A 17,932-nucleotide genomic window follows, 5' to 3' on the forward strand; every position below is an offset into this window, starting at 1 on the left:
GACGGTCACTCGCTCACGCCCATGAAGCGCTGGATCGCCAGCATCTCGGCCTGGTCGTCAGCGTCGTCCCGCAGGCGCACCGCATCCGCTGCGGCCTGCTCGACCAGCATCTCCTTGTAGGCGTGGCGGACCGTCTCGGAGCGGCTTCGCGTCCTTCCTGACAGCGCGCGAAGCGCCGTTTCCAGCGGCTCATCGGTGAACGTGCCCATGGAGGATGTGTAGCACGTCCGGTAAGCGCTAGCGGGGGCGTGGGCGGGCGAGGGCGGCCAGGAAGGTGCCGGCCAGGGCAACCGCGAAGAGGACCGCGTACGCCCGCTGGAACCCGTCCATCAGCTGTCCCACCCCCACCGGCGACAGCGTGGAGAGCGTGCCCGCGTACACCTGCGCCCGCAGTTGCGGCCCCACCGAGCCGGTCAGCACGCTGAGCGAGAGGCCGACGCTGATCACGATGCCGACGTTCATGATCATGACGCGGAAACCGTTGACCACCCCCAGGCTCCCGGCCGGCAGGGCGCGCATGACCTGCGTGGTGTTGCCGGTCAGGAACGTCCCGCTGCCGCAGCCCGCCACGAACAGCCCGATCCCGATCACCCAGTACGGCGTGGCGGGATCCGCCGTCAGCATCAGCGTGCCGAGCCCCGCCGCGCTCATCGCCGCGCCCCCGATGGACAGCGCGTACGGCGACACCCTGCGCCCCAGCAGCCCCGTGATCGGCGAGGCCAGCCCGATCCCGATGGGCACCGGCAGCACGCTCAGCCCGGCCGCGAGCCCGTCCACCCCCCTCGCCGCCTGGAAGTAGAGCGCCACCACCAGGATCAGCGCCGAGCGGGCCAGCGCGTTGCAGAAGGACGCCGCGTTCGCGTACGCCAGCAGCCGCCCCCCGAACAGCCGCAGGTCCAGCACCGGATTTGCGGATCGCCGCTCGGCCAGCACGATCAGCGGCAGCAGCGCCACGAACACGGCCGCCCCGGTGAGCACGACCGGGCTCGACAGCCCGCCGGACCCCGCCTCCGACAGCGCCAGCAGCATCGCCGACAAGGCCGCGAACACCAGCACGTTGCCCAGCGCGTCCACCGGCTCCTTCGGCCGCCTGGGCATCTTGCGTAAGATCGACGCGCCCACGCCGAGCGCGAGCAGGCCGGCGGGCACGTTCACCCAGAAGATCCACTGCCAGCCGGCGGTCTCCGCGATCAGGCCGCCCAGCGTGGGCCCGGCGAGTTGGGCCACCGACAGGGTGCCGATGTAGACGCCCATGCCCTGGCTGAGCCGTTCGGGCGGGAAGGCGTCCGTGATGATCACGGTGCCGTTCGCCAGGATCATCGCCGCGCCGATCGCCTGCACCACGCGCATCGCGATCAGGAACCACACGTCCGGCGACAGCCCCGCCAGCAGCGAGGCCACCGTGAACAGGGCGAACCCCGCCAGATACACCTCCCGCCTGCCCAGCAGGTCGGCCACCCGGCCGAAGAACACCAGGCTCGCGGTGTTGACCAGCAGGAACGATAACAGGATCCAGCCCGACTCCAGCGCGCTGGCGTGGAAGTGCCGCACCACCGTGGGCAGCGCGACGTTGAGCGTGCTGCCGGCGATGCCGATGAGGACGAGCCCGAGGCTGGTGACCGAGCACACCCGCCACGCGTAGCGCAGACGGCTGTCGTCATGGGGGGTGACCGCGACCATGTCTCCCACTATGACGTACGACGTACGTCCGTTTTGTCCCAGGAGTCACCTGGCTCGCTTGCGCAACCCCTCGATGTCGTGGATCACCACGCGCCGCCTGCCGGTCTCGATCAGGCCGCGGTCGCGCAGCGTGCGCAACGCCTTGCTGACGGCCTCGCGAGAGGCGCCGGTCCAGCCCGCCAGCTCGTCCTGCGACAGGGGGAGCGCCACGCGTACCCCGCTGTTGGTCTTCTCGCCGTACCGTTCGGCCAGTTCGAGCAGCCGGGTCGCCACCCTGCCCGTGGTGTCGAACGCGCCGTACTCGATCCGCTTCCTGTCGGAGTCGCGCAGCCGCAGGCTGACGAGCTGCATGAGCAGGACGGCGATGCGTCCGTGATTCTCCAGGAACGTGGGGAAGTCCCGCACCACGATGCCGGCGATCGGCTCCAGCGCGGTCACGGTGGCCGAGCGCGGCGTCCCGTCGATGGCCGACAGCTCGCCGAGCAGCCCGCCGGGACCGCGTACGGCCAGCACGACCTCCGTGCCGCTGCTCGTGTGCGAGGAGACCTTGACCCGGCCCTCCATCAGCACGAGCACCCAGTCGGATGTGTCGCCCTCGCTTATTACGGTCGTGCCGCGATCCCAGCGCCGCGGCCGCCCGGCCGCGCGCAGCGCCGCGGCGTCCTCTTCGGTGAGCATGGACAGGAACTCACCGGGGTCTGGATCCATGCGCCCGATTATGTCGGTACCGGCACCGTCCATCTATGGCATTTCGGTCAGAACGTAGGCCGCTACGAGCTCCTCCTTGCCCTTGAGGCTGAGCCGGCCCAGCGGGTTCACCGACACGCCGTGGCTCAGCTGCTTGAGCGTCGTCTCGCCGATCACCACCGTCCCGGGCTCGGCGACGCCCTGGAGCCTGGCGGCCACGTTCACGCAGTCGCCCATCGCGTTGAATCCGCGCAGCTCAGGGCTGCCGATGTTGCCGACCAGGGCGGGACCGGTGTTGACGCCCACCCTGAACGTCGGCCACTCGACGTCGTCCACCCGCTTCCAGGCCATCTCCTCGGCCACCTCGGCGGCGGCCCGCTGCATGTCGAGCGCGGCCCGGCAGGCGGCCTTGGCGTGACCCGCCTGCGTGGCGGGCGCGTTGAACAGCGCCAGCAGCGCGTCGCCGACGAACTGCACGATCGTGCCGCCGTTGTTCAGGATGCAGGGGACGGCGGCCGTGTGGTAGCGGTTGAGCATCTCGACGATCTCGCCCGGCGTGACCCGCTCGGAGAACGTCGTGAAGCCCTTGAGGTCGGCGAAGAGCGCGGTCAGCTCCTTCAGCTCGCCGCCGAGCGCCGCCTGCCCCGGGTCGGCGAGCAGGGCGTGCGCCACGTCGGGCGACATGTACTGGTGGAACAGGGTGTGCAGCTCCTGGTAGAGGCGGGCGTTCTCCAGGGAGATGGACAGCTGGCCGGCCAGCGTGGCGGCCAGCGCCTCGTCCTGGGTCGTCCGGCCGATGGGCACCTCCAGCACGCCCGCGAGCCGGCCCTTGACGGTCAGGGGGAAGGCGATCAGCTGGTCGCGCTTGACCGGGTTGCCGTCGGGGAACTCGTACTCGCGCGAGCCGATCTCCACCCTGCCGTCGTCGACGAGGCCGATCTTGACGTCCCCGTACGCCTGGCGTACCCGCTCCAGGGAGGTGGCCAGCAGCTCGTTCTCCGGCAGGCCGATTCTCGTCTGTGTGCTCACCGCCACCAGGGCGCCCAGGCGCTCGGACAGCTCCCGCTCGTTGGCCAGCGCCTCGCCCGCCCGGTCGAGCACCGCGGCCTGGCCCTCGTTGAGCCGGAACTTGCCCGACAGCCGGGTCGCGGCCAGGGGCTCGCCCCGCCGTACGTGCTCGACCAGCTCTTCCAGCGCCTGGTCGTAATCCCGCTGGATCCTGGCCACGGTCGCCGACAGCGCCACCGAGTCGAACAGGCCCGCGCTCGACCCCTCCCGCCTGAACTGCAGGTACGCGCTGTAGGCCACGAACACGAAGGCCAGCGTGAGCAGGATGTGCCACTCCCACCACGACAGATGCCAGTTGTGCTGCGACATCCCCGCGATCATGGTCTCGGCCAGCAGCGCGTACGCCGTGATCAGGCTGATCAGCATGGCCGACGGCCGCCTGCGGTGCAGCAGGAACATCATCACGGCGGCCACGGCGTACAGCAGGACGCCGGGAATGGAGGCCCAGGTCAGCCAGCTGACCGGGGTGGTCATCGGCGGTTCGCTGAGCGGCGTCAGGCCGGGGATCAGCGACACGAGCCCCCAGAGGGCCATGAAGCCGAACAACGACCCGCGGATGAAGTGCTGCGAGTTCAGCACGGACTTGGCCGCCCGCTCGCCCAGCGGCAGCGCGGAGGTGAACGCGAAGACGGCCGCGATCGTGAGCCCCACCTGCTGGCCCAGGTCGAAGCCCAGGGAGCCCAGCGGCAGGATGATCTGCGGCGTGGCCAGGCCGTGCAGGAAGAAGAACCCGGCGCTGCTCAGGAAGACCATGGAGACCAGGAACAGCCGTGCGTCCTGACGCCGCCGTGACGCCTCGCTGATCAGCGTGCCGAGCGCCACGTTGACGCCGGCCACCGTGATGATCAGCCAGAAGTGGCTCGGGTTGTGGTGCCACTCGATGTTGAAGGTGGGCTCGGCCAGCAGCACCCACAGGCCGAGCAGCGGCAGGGCCAGGTGGATGCCCCAAACCACCCCTCGTACGGGCTGGGTGGCCGGAGGCAGGTAGGGCGCGGGACCAGGGGTTGGCACAGACCGATTATCCACGCGGAGCGCGGTTGCCAAAGCGTCGTTTTACTCACGTTAGTCGCCAACAATCAGTCAATCTGGTCAGTAACCCTCCGTTTCGTGACAGATACGTTATGTAGTTTCTGTCATCCTTTGGAACGTTTGAAACGTGATTCTCATGCACAACATGAGCATCACTGGTTCGTTGGAAGGAAACCCGTGGCTATCAAGGTTCGCGGTGGGCGCACGCTCACTCTCGCCGCTGTCGGAGCGCTGGCCGCCTCGCTTCTCACCGTCGGCGGCGTCGCCACCGCCTCGTCCGCCGCCGCGGAGGTGCACGCCTGCGTGCACAAGAAGACGCGGTACGCCCGCATCGTCAACCCGGCGACGAAGTGCAGGAAGACCGAAGAGCGCATCCTCATCGGCGGCGGGACGTCCACGACGAACGTCCAGGGCGGCGTGCAGGGCCCGAAGGGCGACACGGGCGCGCAGGGCAAGCCGGGCGCGACGGGCGCGACGGGCGCGACAGGCCCGCAGGGCCCCAAGGGCTTGGACGGCAAGGACGGCCTCCCGGGCAAGCCCGGCTTGGACGGCAAGGACGGCCTCCCCGGCAAGCCCGGCTTGGACGGCAAGGACGGCCTCCCCGGCAAGCCCGGCTTGGACGGCAAGGACGGCCTCCCCGGCAAGCCCGGCTTGGACGGCAAGGACGGCCTCCCCGGCAAGCCCGGCCAGGACGGCAAGGACGGCACCGGCGCGGCGTACACGACCTACGTCAAGCACGAGTCCATCAACTCGACCGGCTCGAAGACGGCCTCCTGCGGTCAGGGCGGCATGGTGACCGGCGGCGGCTTCTCCTTCGGCACGCTCAAGAACGCCATCGTCATGGAGAGCGCGCCCGACGACAACGGCTGGACCGTCTCCGTCGCCAAGGACGACAACGGCTCCAACACCTACTCCTCCACCACGACCGACACCTCGAAGACCGAGGACCCGAAGTCGACCACCACCGGCAACCACGGCACGAGCGTCAGCGGCTTCGTGTACGCGGTCTGCATGGGCGTGAAGAAGTAGCACCAGCACGAAGGGCTGGCGCGGAAACCCGTGCCAGCCCTCAGTGACAAACTCAGCCGAACAGCGCGGGAAGCGCAGCCGAGTGCGTTTCCCGCAGCTCCTCCACGGAGACCTCGAACACGTCCTCGACAACGAGCGAGGCCCCGCCCGTCACCCCGAGTCCGTAGCAAGGCACCTCGTGCCGCCCGCACAACGAGGCGAACTCCTCATAAGCCTCGGGCCGCACCACGACCAGCGCCCGCGACGCCGACTCGGCGAACAGGTCGGTGAACGCGTCACCGCTGAGCGCCACCGACGCCCCGACCCCCCGCGCCAGGCAGGCCTCGGCCAGCGCGACCGCCAGCCCGCCGTCCGACAGGTCGTGCGAGCCTTCGAGCAGCCCCCGGCGCGCCGCCTCCACCAGCACGGTGGCCAGCGCCCGCTCCGCCTCCAGGTCCGCCTGCGGCGGCAGCCCGCCCAGGTGGCGATGCGCGACGTGCGCCCACTCCGAGCCGCCGAACTCCTCGCGCGTGTCGCCGAGCAGCACGACCCGCAGCCCCTCCGCCACGAACCCGGACGGCACCCGCTTGGCCACGTCCTCGATGACGCCGAGCACGCCCACGACCGGCGTGGGGTGGATGGCCGTCGAGCCGGTCTGGTTGTAGAAGGAGACGTTGCCGCCGGTGACCGGCACGCCCAGCGTCTTGCAGGCGTCCGCCAGACCGCGCACGGCCTCGGCGAACTGCCACATGACCTCGGGGTCCTCGGGCGAGCCGAAGTTGAGGCAGTTGGTGACGGCGAGCGGCTCGGCGCCGGTCACGGCCACGTTCCGGTACGCCTCCGCCAGCGCGAGCTGCGCCCCCGCGTACGGGTCGAGCTTGGCGTAGCGGCCGTTGCCGTCGGTGGCCAGCGCGATGCCCCGGGTCGTCGGCTCGGCGCCCTCCATGACCTCGGAGATCCGCAGCATGCCCGCGTCGGCCGGCTGGGCCAGCACGGTGTTGGAGCGCACGTAACGGTCGTACTGGGAGGTCACCCACTCCTTGGAGGCCAGGTTCGGCGAGCCGAGCAGCTTGAGCAGGGTCTCGCGCAGGTCCGCCGGCCGTTCGAGCCGGTCGGGGGTGTCGGCGTTGAGCGCGGCCTGCCCGGAGGGCTCGTGGAAGGGCCGCTCGTAGACGGGACCGTCGTCGGCGGCGGTGCCCGGCGGGATGTCCACGATGACCTGGCCGTCCCAGGTCATGACCAGGCGGCCGGTGTCGGTGACCTCGCCGATGACCGTGGCGGGCACGTCCCACCTGGCGCAGATCGCCATGAAGGCGGCGATGTCGTCGGGGCGGACGACGGCCATCATCCGCTCCTGCGACTCGCTCATGAGGATCTCCTCGGGCCTGAGCGAGGGGTCGCGGAGCGGGACCAGGTTGAGGTCGACGCTCATCCCGCCGGTGCCCTTGGCGGCCAGCTCGGTCGTGGCGCACGAGACGCCGGCCGCGCCGAGGTCCTGGATGCCGACGACCACGTCGGCCGCGTACAGCTCCAGGCAGCACTCGATGAGCAGCTTCTCCATGAACGGGTCGCCCACCTGCACGGCGGGCCGCTTGGCCTGCGACTCGTCCTCGAACGTGGCGCTGGCCAGCACCGACGCGCCGCCGATGCCGTCGGGGCCGGTGGACGCGCCGAACAGCACGACCTTGTTGCCGGGGCCCGGCGCGGTGGCCAGCTTGATCTGGTCCTTGCGCAGCAGGCCCACGCACAGCGCGTTGACCAGGGGGTTGCCGATGTAGCAGGGGTCGAAGACGACCTCGCCGCCGATGTTCGGCAGGCCCAGGCAGTTCCCGTAGTGGCTGATGCCCTCGACCACGCCGGGCAGCACCCTGCGGGTGTCGACGGCGTCGGCGCCGCCGAAGCGCAGCGCGTCCATGACCGCGATCGGGCGCGCGCCCATCGACATGATGTCGCGTACGATCCCGCCGACGCCGGTGGCGGCGCCCTGGTGCGGCTCGACGTAGGACGGGTGGTTGTGCGACTCGATCTTGAACGTGGCCGCCCAGCCGTCGCCGATGTCCACCACGCCGGCGTTCTCGCCCATGCCCACCAGCAGCGCCTCCGACTTGGGCGCCTTGGTGGCGAACTGCTTCAGATGCACCTTGGACGACTTGTACGAGCAGTGCTCGGACCACATGACGCTGTAGATGGCCAGCTCAGAGCCGGTGGGACGGCGACCGAGGATCTCCTTGACCCGGTCGTACTCGTCCTGCTTCATCCCCAGCTCGGCGAAGGGCATCGGCTCCTCTGGAGTCTCCGCCGCCCGCTTCACGCTGTCCGTCATTCGTCCTCCTCCGTCGGTCGAATGACGGACATGTCCACTGTGCTCATTGGTCGCTCGCTCCGCTCGCTCATGCGTCCACCAGCTTCTTGAGAATGGAGGTGAAGAAGCCGAGCCCGTCGGTGCTCGGCGCGCCGACCAGCTCCTCGACGGCGTGCTCGGGGTGCGGCATGAGGCCGACCACGTTGCCCGCCTCGTTGCGGATGCCCGCGATGTCGTTGAGCGAGCCGTTGGGGTTGCCGAGATAACGCACGACCACCTGGCCGTTCGCCTCCAGCGCGGCCAGGGTGTCGTCGGCCGCGACGTAGCGGCCCTCGCCGTGCTTGACCGGCAGCACGATCTCCTGGCCTTGCTCGAAGGAGCTGGTCCAGGCGGTGTTCGTCTGCTCGATCCGGACCCGCTGGTCGCGGCAGACGTAGTGGAGCGAGCCGTTGCGGGTCAGCGCGCCGGGCAGCAGGTGCGCCTCGCACAGGATCTGGAAGCCGTTGCACGTGCCGAGCACGGGCAGGCCCGCCCTGGCGGCCGGGATGAGCTCCTCCATCAGCGGCGCGAACCGCGAGATGGCGCCGCAGCGCAGGTAGTCGCCGTAGGAGAAGCCGCCGGGCAGGAAGACGGCGTCGACTCCCTTCAGGTCGTGGTCGGCGTGCCACAGCGGAACCGCCTGTGCGCCCACGAGGCTCACGGCTCTGGCGGCGTCCTGGTCGTCGAGAGTTCCTGGAAACGTGACTACGCCCACACGGGCAGCGCTCATGACAGTCGTCCCCTCCGGAGAATGCGCGCGCACGCGCCACCGTCTCTTCGGGGCGGACGGCGGTCTGCGGCGGTCACTTCAGGTTATCGGGTGCTGTCACATGTTCTGCATCGGCTCGCGCGTGAGGGGGATGCCCAGCTCAGACGGCGGCGAGCTGGCGGGGACGGGCCTCGGCCTCGTCGTCCCAGGCGAGCAGCTTGCGCAGGTGGACCGTGGTGCCACGGCCGGGCGTGATGCCGAAGGTGATCTCGTCGACCACGGAGCGCATGATCAGCATGCCGCGGCCGTTCTCGGTGTCGGGAGGGGGGAAGCAGGGCGGCATCGACGGCGGGCCGTCACCGTTGTCGGCGACGCGTACGTCGCAGTGGCCGAAGCCGATCGCGGCCGTCACCTCGTAGCGGTTGGCGGGTCCTCCGTGCCGCACCGCATTGGAGCACGCCTCGGAGACAGCGAGCAGCATGTCGGCGATGCACGCCTCGCTCACGTTGAGTGAACGCATGGCGTCGCCTAGCACTCGCCTGACCATCGGTATGCCGATCGCATCCCGAGGCAGTGCCAACGAGAACTCAATATCCACCGGACTCCTCCGGGCTCCGGAATGTCACCTGGAGTAGGTTTCCCTGTGAAATCGGGGCTAACCGCAAAATCACGTTGTTGTTATTTAGTGTTGGCAAGCCCGTGGCATTGTGGCACGTCGGAACCCCGCTTTAACCGGTCAGGGGTAAATCGGGGCCGCAAAAGTGCCTTCTACTCCTCAACCCGGACGCTGTAGTCCTCGATCACCGTGTTGGCCAGCAGTGTCTCGGCCATCTTGCGTACCTCTTCCAGAGCCGCCTCGCCGGCCGGGCCTTCGAGCTCGATCTCGAAACGCTTGCCCTGCCGTACGGCCGAGACGCCGGAGAAGCCGAGCCTGGGCAGCGCCCTGGCGATCGCCTGACCTTGGGGGTCGAGGATCTCGGGCTTCAGCATGACGTCTACGATGACGCGCGCCACTGCGTTCCTCCTGGGAGCGGTGGGTGAATGGGAAGGACAGCCTACCGGCGTGTGTGGCTGCCGACACAACGGGAACGGGGAGGACATGGGGCTTGCGCGGAGGGCTGTGACGTCTGCCACCATGGCCCCAAACGCGTACGAACCACCACCACATGGTTTGTCGCACAGAAGGCCGGTCCCGGTGGCGACCCCATCTGCACGCCGGCCCCGATCGCACAGGAGTGGCACGTGACAGTCGACGCCTCTCGTGGTGCAGACGCACCCCCGGAGCTCGTCCAGCTGCTCACCCCCGAGGGGGAGCGGGTCGAGCACCCCGACTACGACATCGATCTGACTCCGGAGGAGATCCGGTCGCTCTACCGCGACCTGATGCTCGTCCGGCGCATCGACCTGGAGGCCGTGGCGCTGCAGCGTCAGGGCGAGCTGGGCATCTGGGCCTCGCTGCTGGGCCAGGAGGCGGCCCAGATCGGCTCGGGCCGCGCGCTGACCGACTCCGACATGGCCTTCCCCACCTACCGCGAGCACGGCGTGGCGTGGTGCCGTGACGTGGACCCGGTGAAGCTGCTCGGCCTGTTCAGAGGCGTCAACCACGGCGGGTGGGACCCTCAGGAGCACAATTTCCACCTCTACACGATCGTGATCGGCAGCCAGACGCTCCACGCGGTGGGCTACGCGATGGGCATCCAGCGCGACGACGCCAACGCCGCGACCATCGTCTATTTCGGCGACGGCGCCACCTCGCAGGGCGACGTGAACGAGTCGTTCATCTGGGCCAGCGTGTTCAACGCGCCGATCGTGTTCTTCTGCCAGAACAACCAGTGGGCCATCTCCGAGCCGCTGGAGAAGCAGACCCGCATCCCCCTTTATCGCCGTGCTTCGGGTTTCGGCTTCCCCGGCATCAGGGTGGACGGCAACGATGTGTTCGCCTGCCTGGCGGTGACGAAGAAGGCCCTGGAGGCCGCGCGCACCGGTCAGGGGCCGACGCTCATCGAGGCGTTCACGTACCGGATGGGCGCCCACACCACCACCGACGACCCGACGCGCTACCGGGTCGCCAGCGAGCTCGAGGCGTGGAAGCTCAAGGACCCGATCGAGCGGGTCAAGGCGTACATGTTCAAGAACGAGCTTGCCGACCAGGCGTTCTTCGACTCCGTGGACGCCGAGGCCGACCAGCTCGGCGCCGACCTGCGCAGGCGCTGCCTGGCCATGCCCGACCCCGAGCCGCTCGACATCTTCGACCACGTCTACCGCGAGCCCCACGCCCTGATCGACCAGGAGCGCGCCCAGTTCGCCGCGTACTTGGAGGGGTTCCGTGACTGAGCGAAGCGAAGGCACCGTCAGACACAGCGTGAGCCTCATGGCGCCGACAGAGGAGGCGTCATGACCATTCTGAGCCTGTCCAAGGCGCTCAACGAGGGCATGCGCAAGGCCATGGAGGACGACTCCAAGGTCCTCATCATGGGCGAGGACGTCGGCAAGCTGGGCGGCGTCTTCCGTGTCACCGACGGCCTGCAGAAGGACTTCGGCGAAGACCGCGTCATCGACACGCCGCTGGCCGAGTCGGGCATCATCGGCACCGCGATCGGGCTGGCGCTGCGCGGTTACCGGCCGGTGTGCGAGATCCAGTTCGACGGGTTCGTCTTCCCGGCCGCCGACCAGATCATCACGCAGCTCGCCAAGATGCCGATGCGCTCGCTCGGCGCGATCAAGCTTCCTGTCGTCGTACGCATCCCGTGCGGCGGCGGCATCGGCGCGGTCGAGCACCACAGCGAGTCGCCCGAGGCGTACTTCACCCACACCGCCGGGCTGCGCGTCGTCGCCTGCTCCAACCCGGCCGACGCCTACACCATGATCCAGCAGGCCATCCGCAGCGACGACCCGGTGCTCTTCTTCGAGCCCAAGCGCCGCTACTGGGAGAAGGCCGACATCGACACCGTCGCCACCGACTGGTGGCCGCCGCTGCACGCGGCCAAGGTCGTACGCCCCGGCGCCGACCTGACCCTGCTGGCCTACGGTCCGATGGTCAAGACCTGCCTGGAGGCCGCCACGGCCGCCGAGGACGACGGGCGCTCGCTGGAGGTGATCGACCTTCGGTCGCTCAACCCGCTCGACGAGCCGGTGATCATGGATTCGGTACGCAGGACCGGCCGGGTCGTGGTCGTGCACGAGGCTCCCGTCTACAACGGGCTCGGCGCGGAGCTCGCGGCCAGGATCACCGAGCGGTGCTTCTACCACCTGGAGTCGCCCGTGCTGCGGGTCGGCGGTTTCTCCACCCCCTACCCCCCGTCGAAGCTGGAGGAGCACTACCTGCCCGACCTGGACAGGGTGCTCGACGCGGTCGACCGGGCCTTCGGGTACTGAGAGGGGGGTTCATGCGACGCGAGTTCAAGCTCCCTGACGTCGGCGAGGGCCTGACCGAGGCGGAGATCGTCCGCTGGCACGTCAAGGCGGGCGACGACGTCAAGGTCAACCAGATCGTGGTGGAGATCGAGACGGCCAAGTCCATCGTCGAGCTGCCGATCCCGTGGGACGGGGTGGTGGCGGGCCTGATGGCCGAGGAGGGCCAGACGGTCGACGTGGGCAGCCCGATCATCGCCGTGGAAACCGGCGGGCCAACCGAAGTCGGTGGTCGGACCGAAGCAGGCGGGCAAACCGGCGACGGCGGGCGGACCGAGGACATCGAGGCCCTGGCGGACGACATGGTCCCCAGGCCGCCGGCGGAAGGCGCGGTCGAGCCGGGGGCCCACGGCAGCCCGGCGCCCAAGGAGGAGCGCCAGGCGGTCCTGGTCGGCTACGGCGTCAAGACGGGCGCGACCAAGCGGCGCACCCGCAAGCAGCCCGCGACCGGCATCCCGGCCAACCCGGTGGCCAACCCCTCCCGCGTGGAGGTGGGCGGCCCCCCGGCCGCGGAGCCCGCCCAAGCGCCTTCCGGGACGACCCAGGCGCCCCCCGGGACGACCCAGGCGCCCCCTGAGACGGCCCAGATGCCTCGTGTGGCGGTCCTGGCCAAGCCGCCGGTCCGCAAGCTGGCCAAGGACCTGGGCGTGGACCTGACGGGCATCAGCGGCACGGGCCCCGAGGGCTCGATCACCCGGGACGACGTCCACGCGGCGGCGGAGGGCCCGCAGCCCGTACCGAAGCAGCGCGAACCGGCGGGGGAGCGGCGCGAAGAGCGGATCCCCGTCAAGGGCGTGCGCAAGATGACCGCCCAGGCCATGGTCGCCAGCGCGTTCACCGCCCCCCACGTCACCGAGTTCCTCCAGGTGGACGTGACGGGGACGATGGAGGCGGTCGGCCGGCTGCGCGCCCTCCAGGACTTCGCGGAGGTCAAGGTCTCCCCGCTGCTCCTGGTCGCCAAGGCCGTGCTCACGGCGGCCAGGCGGCACCCCATGGTCAACTCCACGTGGGACGAGGCGGCACAGGAGATCGTGGTCAAGCACTACGTGAACCTGGGCATCGCCGCCGCCACCCCGCGCGGCCTCGTGGTGCCCAACATCAAGGGTGCCCACGAGCTGTCACTTCCCGATCTGGCCAAGGAGCTGGCCCAGCTCACGGAGACGGCCAGGGCGGGCCGCACGCAGCCGGCCGAGATGGCCGGAGGCACGCTCACGATCACGAACGTGGGCGTGTTCGGCGTGGACGCGGGCACCCCGATCCTCAACCCCGGCGAGAGCGCCATCCTCGCCGTCGGCCAGATCAGGGACATGCCGTGGGTGGTGGACGGCCAGCTGGCCGTGCGCAAGGTGACGACCCTGGCGCTCTCGTTCGACCACCGGATCGTGGACGGCGAGCTGGGCTCGCTGTTCCTGCGCGACATCGGCGCCATGCTGGAGGACCCCCTCCGCATGCTGGCCTGGAGCTGACGAAACTGGAGCTGTCGAAACTGCGCTGACGAACCTGGGCTGACGAATACGGCGGCCGCCGGGAGGACCCCTCCCCCGGCGGCCGCCGTAGGCCCGGACTCCCGCACCCAACCACGTCAGAGTCGCCGGCCCCCCGATCAGATACATCGATATTGTGGTCCGCATGATTCGCCACATCGTGCTGTTCACCTGGACCGAGACCGCCACCGACGAGCAGAAGGCCACGGTGACGACCGAGCTGCGCAAGCTGCCCGGCGCCATCCCGCAGCTGCGCTCCTACACGGTCGGCGACGACGCGGGCATCAACCAGGGCAACTACGCATACGCGGTGGTGGCCGACTTCGACAGCGTCGAGGACTACCTGGTCTACCGCGACCACGCGCAGCACCAGGCCGTGATCGCCGAGCACATCAAGCCGATCGTCGCCAGCCGCGCCGCGGTGCAGATCGAGCTCTAAAGCTCCGGCGGGTTGTTCTCACGGTGCATGAGCCGGTCGTCTGACGTGCGCCCCCGCCTGGGGGCCAGCACGATGCTCAGCACCACGCCCACGCCGCCGACGATCATGAAGATCAGGCCGATCACGTCCATGTGGACGCTCTGGCCGAACACGTCGGGCTCGATCGCGAACCTCAGGATGGCGCCAAGCGTGAGGAAGAAGATGCTTACCCCGACACCCATGACGACCTCCAGGCAAATGGCGAGTACAGCCACGGTCATACCCGGCTATCGGTGATCACACCCGTGACATCTCAGGCGAGACAGGACAGCGGCTGGCCGCCATTGTAGGTGATCATGTCCAGTACGGCGGTGACCAGGTCGATCGGGGAGCCGAGAGGTTGCCCGTCGAGCTCCGCGTACGCGCGGTGCAGGTTGCCCACGATGCGTTCGGCGTCGAGCAGCCCGCCCCACTCACCTAGGTCGGTCTCCCTGGCCGCGTCCAGCGGTGACAGCCCGGCGGCCCGGCCGCGCTCGGCGGTCCGCTGGACGAACCGCAGATAGCCCTCCACCCCGTCGTACACCTCGGGCCCGCACACCTCGCCGTGCCCGGGGACGACGGTCGCCGCGCCGAGCTCCCTGAGCTGGGCGAGGGCGTTCAGCGCCCCGGCCACGGAGCCCATGAGCACGAACGGGGTGCCGCCGTTGAAGACGAGGTCGCCGGCGAACAGCAGCCGCCGCTCCGGGATCCACACGTACGAGTCGTTGGTCGTGTGCGCGGCGTGGCCGACGTGCCTGACCTCGCAGCGCAGGTCGTCGGAGTGCAGGGTGACCCGGTCGGTGAAGGTCAGGAACGGCGGCGCCACCTCCATCGCGCCCCACACCACGTCGGGCGACCACGCGGCCCGGTAGGTGGGGATGCCGTCGGCCAGGATCTGCTCGCGCACCTTCTCGTGCCCGACGATCGTCGCCTCGGGGAACAGCCAGTTCCCGAACGTGTGGTCCCCGTGGTGATGGGTGTTGATGAGCGTGGTGATCGGCCGGTTGCTGACCTTGCCGATCGCCTCCCTGAACGCCCTGGTCCTGCGCTCGGTCGAGCAGGCGTCGATGCAGACGACGCCGCGCTTGCCGGCCAGGAAACCGGTGTTGTTGATCCACCAGCTCCCGTCGGGCTGCACGTAGGCGTAGACGCCGTCCGACACCTCTTCGATGCGCGGCGGGGGCAGGGGATGATCGTGCGAAGACGAGCTCATGCCCGCGAACGTACTCGCCGAGCCCCTGGCCGGCTGTGTCTTCTATGACAGAACGCCCGCCTGAGATCAGACGGGCGTCCTGCCGGGCGACTGCCGCGGGTGGCAGGGCTTGGGGCTTTAGAAAGCCTCCTCGGGCAGCTCCATGAGCTCCTGCCCGGTGGAGTCGAGCACGCGCCGCTCGGCGGACAGCCGGGGCAGCACGGTCTTGGCGAAGAAGGACGCCGAGGCGACCTTGCCGAGATAGAACGGGTCCTCCGCCTCGGTCAGCCGGGCCAGCGCCACCTCCGCCTGCCGCAGCAACAGCCAGCCGATCACCAGGTCGCCCAGCGAGAGCAGCAGCCTGGTGGTGTTCAGCCCGACCTTGTAGACCTCCTCAGGCGACTCCAGCGATCCGAGCGCCCAGCCCGCCATCGTGTCGCCCATGGCCTTGACCTCGCCGGCGGCCTCGGCGAGCAGCTTGCGCTCCTCCTTGAGCCGGCCGTTGCCGGCCTCCGACGCGGCGAACTCGCCGATCTCGGTCAGCAGCGCGCCGATCGCGGCGCCCTGGTTGCGCAGGATCTTCCTGAAGAACAGGTCGAGCCCCTGGATCGCGGTGGTGCCCTCGTACAGGGAGTCGATCTTGGCGTCGCGGATGTACTGCTCGATCGGGTAGTCCTGGAGGTAGCCGGAGCCGCCGAGGGTCTGTAGCGAGCGCGACAGCAGCTCGTACGACCGCTCGGAGCCGACGCCCTTGACGAGCGGGAGCAACAGGTCGTTCATCGCGTGGGCGTGCCGGTCGTCCGGGTCGATGAGGATCGCGTCCTGGAACGTGGCCGTGTAGAGCACCAGCGCCCGCATGCCCTCGGCGTACGACTTCTGCAGCATCAGCTCGCGCCGCACGTCGGGGTGGTGCGTCACGCTCACGCGCGGGGCGGTCTTGTCGGTCATCCTGGTCAGGTCCGCGCCCTGGACGCGCGCCTTCGCGTACTCAAGGGCGTTCAGGTAGCCCGTGGAGAGCGTGGCGATGGCCTTGGTGCCGACCATCATGCGGGCGTGCTCGATGACCATGAACATCTGCTTGATGCCCTCGTGCACCTCGCCGATCAGCCAGCCGATCGCCGGGTGCTTGTCGCCGAACGTGAGCTCGCAGGTCGTGGAGACCTTCAGGCCCATCTTCTTCTCGACGTTCGTGACGTAGGCGCCGTTGCGCTCGCCCAGCTCGCCGGTCTCCAGGTCCACGTGGAACTTCGGCACCAGGAACATCGACAGCCCCTTGGTGCCGGCGCCGTGGCCCTCCGGCCTGGCCAGCACGAGGTGGAAGATGTTCTCCGTCATGTCGTGCTCGGCGCTGGTGATGAAACGCTTGACGCCCTCGATGTGCCAGGTCCCGTCGGGCTGCCGCACCGCCTTCGTCCGCCCCGCGCCCACGTCGGAGCCGGCGTCGGGCTCCGTCAGCACCATCGTGGCGCCCCAGTTGCGCTCGATGGCCAGCTCCGCGAAGCGCTTCTGCTCCGGAGTGCCCAGCTTCCACAGCGTGTAGGCGAAATTGGGGCCCGCGGCGTACATGTAGAGCGCCGGGTTCGAGCCGAGCACCATCTCGGCCGTGGCCCAGGCCAGCGTCCTCGGGATGCCGGGGCCGCCCAGCTCAGCGGGCAGGTCCAGGTGCGCCCAGCCGCCGTCGACCAGCGCCTTGTACGACTTCTTGAAGCCCTCGGGCACGGTCACGGAGCCGGTGGCCGGGTCGAACACGGGCGGATGCCGGTCACCTTCCTCGAACGAGTCCGCCAGCACGCCGGTGGCCAGCCGGTTGACCTCGTCCAGAATGGTGCGGGCAACGTCCTCGTCCACGTCCGCGAATGGCCCTGTGCCGAGGATCTCGCCTCTGCCGAGCACCTCGAAGAGGTTGAACTCCAGGTCCCGCACGTTGCTCTTGTAGTGGCCCATGGGCGCCGATCTCCTTGAACCGAGGGATTTCTACTGGTCAGTAACCTTACTCTGCAATGCTACCCGTGGGTAACCCCTGTTATGCATGGCATGCTCTCCCCATGGACGCCGAAGAACTCGCCGACCGGTGGCGAGCGCGACTGGAATCCTGGGCCATCCCCGACGAGATCATGGCCAAGGCTCCCGCCGATCCGTGGAGTCACTCGCCGGAGCGGTTCGGCACCCGTACCGACAGGGCGTTGGCCGAGCCCGACGACGGGCCGACCATGACCCGTCTGTCCGAGGCGCTGCCCGACAAGGGCACGCTGCTCGACGTGGGCTCGGGACCCGGTGCCGCCTCGCTGCCGCTGAGCCGGCGCATCGGTCACCTCTACGCGGTGGACACCTCCGCCTCGATGCTGGAGGGGCTGACGGCCAGGGCCGACAAGCTGGGGGTGCCGGTCACGGCGGTCGAGGGGCGCTGGCCCGACGTGGCCGACCGCGTGCCCGTGGCCGACGTGACGGTCGCCGCGCACGTGGTCTACAACGTCCCCGACCTGGCGCCGTTCCTGCGCGCGCTCGACGGCCGGACGCAGGGCAGGGTCGTCATCGAGCTGCCGCACCGCCATCCCATGAGCTGGATGACGCCGCTGTGGCAGCACTTCCACGGGGTGGACAGGCCGGTGCGGCCGATCGCGGAAGACTGCGTGGCGCTGGCCGCGGCGCTCGGCTTCGCGGTCCACGTGGAGGAACGGGAAGCTCCCCTGGAACGTTTCACGTCGCTGGAGGAGCTGGCCGCCAGCGCCTGCCGGCGGGTGTGCCTCGATCCGTCGAGGGCGGAGGAGGTGGCGGCGACGGTGCTGGAGCTCGGCATGTGGCCGGTGCCCAGAGACCGGTGGGTCACCATCTGGTGGGAATGACCCGCATAACCGGCTTGTTCCGC

The 17,932-nt window shown here is 69.5% G+C and carries 17 protein-coding genes; 6 read left to right on the forward strand and 11 right to left on the reverse strand.

What is annotated here, in order from left to right; translation table 11 throughout:
• Nucleotides 1–5: 5 nt before the first annotated feature.
• Genes ABEA43_RS07260 through ABEA43_RS07275 form a run of 4 tightly spaced genes read right to left on the reverse strand, consistent with a single transcriptional unit; the run spans nucleotide 6 to nucleotide 4,446 of the window.
• Nucleotides 6–209, reverse strand: coding sequence for a hypothetical protein (locus ABEA43_RS07260; RefSeq protein ID WP_345559813.1), 204 nt, complete (start codon nucleotides 207–209; stop codon nucleotides 6–8).
• A 28-nt stretch (nucleotides 210–237) separates the two neighbouring features.
• Complete coding sequence (locus tag ABEA43_RS07265; RefSeq protein WP_345559814.1) at nucleotides 238–1,680, reverse strand: MFS transporter; 1,443 nt, start codon at nucleotides 1,678–1,680, stop codon at nucleotides 238–240.
• Nucleotides 1,681–1,725: 45 nt separating this feature from the next.
• Nucleotides 1,726–2,421 carry a Crp/Fnr family transcriptional regulator gene (locus ABEA43_RS07270; protein WP_345559815.1) on the reverse strand — a complete coding sequence of 232 codons (696 nt, stop codon included), beginning with the start codon at nucleotides 2,419–2,421 and terminating at the stop codon, nucleotides 1,726–1,728.
• Nucleotides 2,422–4,446: an adenylate/guanylate cyclase domain-containing protein gene (locus ABEA43_RS07275; protein ID WP_345559816.1), complete on the reverse strand. Its 2,025-nt coding sequence runs from the start codon at nucleotides 4,444–4,446 to the stop codon at nucleotides 2,422–2,424. It lies immediately after the preceding gene.
• 195 nt (nucleotides 4,447–4,641) lie between these two features.
• On the opposite strand from ABEA43_RS07275, the gene ABEA43_RS07280 reads away from it, so the two are divergent.
• The gene (locus tag ABEA43_RS07280; RefSeq protein ID WP_345559817.1) at nucleotides 4,642–5,493 is read left to right on the forward strand and encodes a collagen-like domain-containing protein; all 852 of its coding nucleotides are present in this window, start codon (nucleotides 4,642–4,644) and stop codon (nucleotides 5,491–5,493) included.
• Between the two features lie 52 nt (nucleotides 5,494–5,545).
• Here the strand turns inward: ABEA43_RS07280 and purL are convergent, their stop codons facing one another.
• From purL to purS, 4 genes are all read right to left on the reverse strand, one after another.
• On the reverse strand, nucleotides 5,546–7,795 hold the full coding sequence (purL, locus tag ABEA43_RS07285; RefSeq protein WP_345559818.1) for a phosphoribosylformylglycinamidine synthase subunit PurL: 2,250 nt from the start codon (nucleotides 7,793–7,795) through the stop codon (nucleotides 5,546–5,548).
• Nucleotides 7,796–7,862: 67 nt separating this feature from the next.
• Nucleotides 7,863–8,543, reverse strand: coding sequence for a phosphoribosylformylglycinamidine synthase subunit PurQ (gene purQ, locus ABEA43_RS07290; RefSeq protein ID WP_345559819.1), 681 nt, complete (start codon nucleotides 8,541–8,543; stop codon nucleotides 7,863–7,865).
• A 139-nt stretch (nucleotides 8,544–8,682) separates the two neighbouring features.
• Entirely contained in the window at nucleotides 8,683–9,069 is a 387-nt protein-coding gene (locus ABEA43_RS07295; protein WP_345559820.1) for an ATP-binding protein, read from the reverse strand.
• Nucleotides 9,070–9,290: 221 nt separating this feature from the next.
• Complete coding sequence (purS, locus tag ABEA43_RS07300) at nucleotides 9,291–9,536, reverse strand: phosphoribosylformylglycinamidine synthase subunit PurS (RefSeq protein ID WP_345559821.1); 246 nt, start codon at nucleotides 9,534–9,536, stop codon at nucleotides 9,291–9,293.
• A 228-nt stretch (nucleotides 9,537–9,764) separates the two neighbouring features.
• Here purS and pdhA point away from each other — a divergent pair, with 228 nt between their 5' ends.
• The 4 genes from pdhA (at nucleotide 9,765) to ABEA43_RS07320 (ending at nucleotide 13,856) form a co-directional block, all read left to right on the forward strand.
• On the forward strand, nucleotides 9,765–10,856 hold the full coding sequence (pdhA, locus tag ABEA43_RS07305; RefSeq protein ID WP_345559822.1) for a pyruvate dehydrogenase (acetyl-transferring) E1 component subunit alpha: 1,092 nt from the start codon (nucleotides 9,765–9,767) through the stop codon (nucleotides 10,854–10,856).
• Between the two features lie 60 nt (nucleotides 10,857–10,916).
• Nucleotides 10,917–11,897, forward strand: a complete 981-nt coding sequence (locus tag ABEA43_RS07310; RefSeq protein WP_345559823.1) for an alpha-ketoacid dehydrogenase subunit beta — start codon at nucleotides 10,917–10,919, stop codon at nucleotides 11,895–11,897.
• Nucleotides 11,898–11,908: 11 nt separating this feature from the next.
• Nucleotides 11,909–13,399 (forward strand): dihydrolipoamide acetyltransferase family protein, encoded by a 1,491-nt coding sequence (locus ABEA43_RS07315; protein WP_345559824.1) that lies wholly within the window; start codon nucleotides 11,909–11,911, stop codon nucleotides 13,397–13,399.
• A gap of 163 nt (nucleotides 13,400–13,562) precedes the next feature.
• Nucleotides 13,563–13,856 (forward strand): Dabb family protein, encoded by a 294-nt coding sequence (locus ABEA43_RS07320; protein ID WP_345559825.1) that lies wholly within the window; start codon nucleotides 13,563–13,565, stop codon nucleotides 13,854–13,856.
• Here the strand turns inward: ABEA43_RS07320 and ABEA43_RS07325 are convergent.
• The 3 genes from ABEA43_RS07325 to ABEA43_RS07335 form a co-directional block, all read right to left on the reverse strand.
• Complete coding sequence (locus tag ABEA43_RS07325; RefSeq protein ID WP_345559826.1) at nucleotides 13,853–14,077, reverse strand: hypothetical protein; 225 nt, start codon at nucleotides 14,075–14,077, stop codon at nucleotides 13,853–13,855. The two genes, ABEA43_RS07320 and ABEA43_RS07325, sit on opposite strands and share 4 nt — an antisense overlap.
• Before the next feature lie 71 nt (nucleotides 14,078–14,148).
• Nucleotides 14,149–15,087 carry an MBL fold metallo-hydrolase gene (locus ABEA43_RS07330; protein WP_345559827.1) on the reverse strand — a complete coding sequence of 313 codons (939 nt, stop codon included), beginning with the start codon at nucleotides 15,085–15,087 and terminating at the stop codon, nucleotides 14,149–14,151.
• A gap of 117 nt (nucleotides 15,088–15,204) precedes the next feature.
• A complete protein-coding gene (locus ABEA43_RS07335; RefSeq protein ID WP_345559828.1) occupies nucleotides 15,205–17,010 on the reverse strand; it encodes an acyl-CoA dehydrogenase in 1,806 nt (601 codons plus the stop codon).
• A gap of 101 nt (nucleotides 17,011–17,111) precedes the next feature.
• Between ABEA43_RS07335 and ABEA43_RS07340 the strand changes: the two genes are divergently transcribed.
• Nucleotides 17,112–17,909, forward strand: a complete 798-nt coding sequence (locus ABEA43_RS07340) for a class I SAM-dependent methyltransferase (RefSeq protein WP_345559829.1) — start codon at nucleotides 17,112–17,114, stop codon at nucleotides 17,907–17,909.
• Nucleotides 17,910–17,932 lie beyond the last annotated feature (23 nt).

The organism is Nonomuraea rosea, assembly GCF_039539705.1.
Taxonomy (GTDB): domain Bacteria; phylum Actinomycetota; class Actinomycetes; order Streptosporangiales; family Streptosporangiaceae; genus Nonomuraea; species Nonomuraea rosea.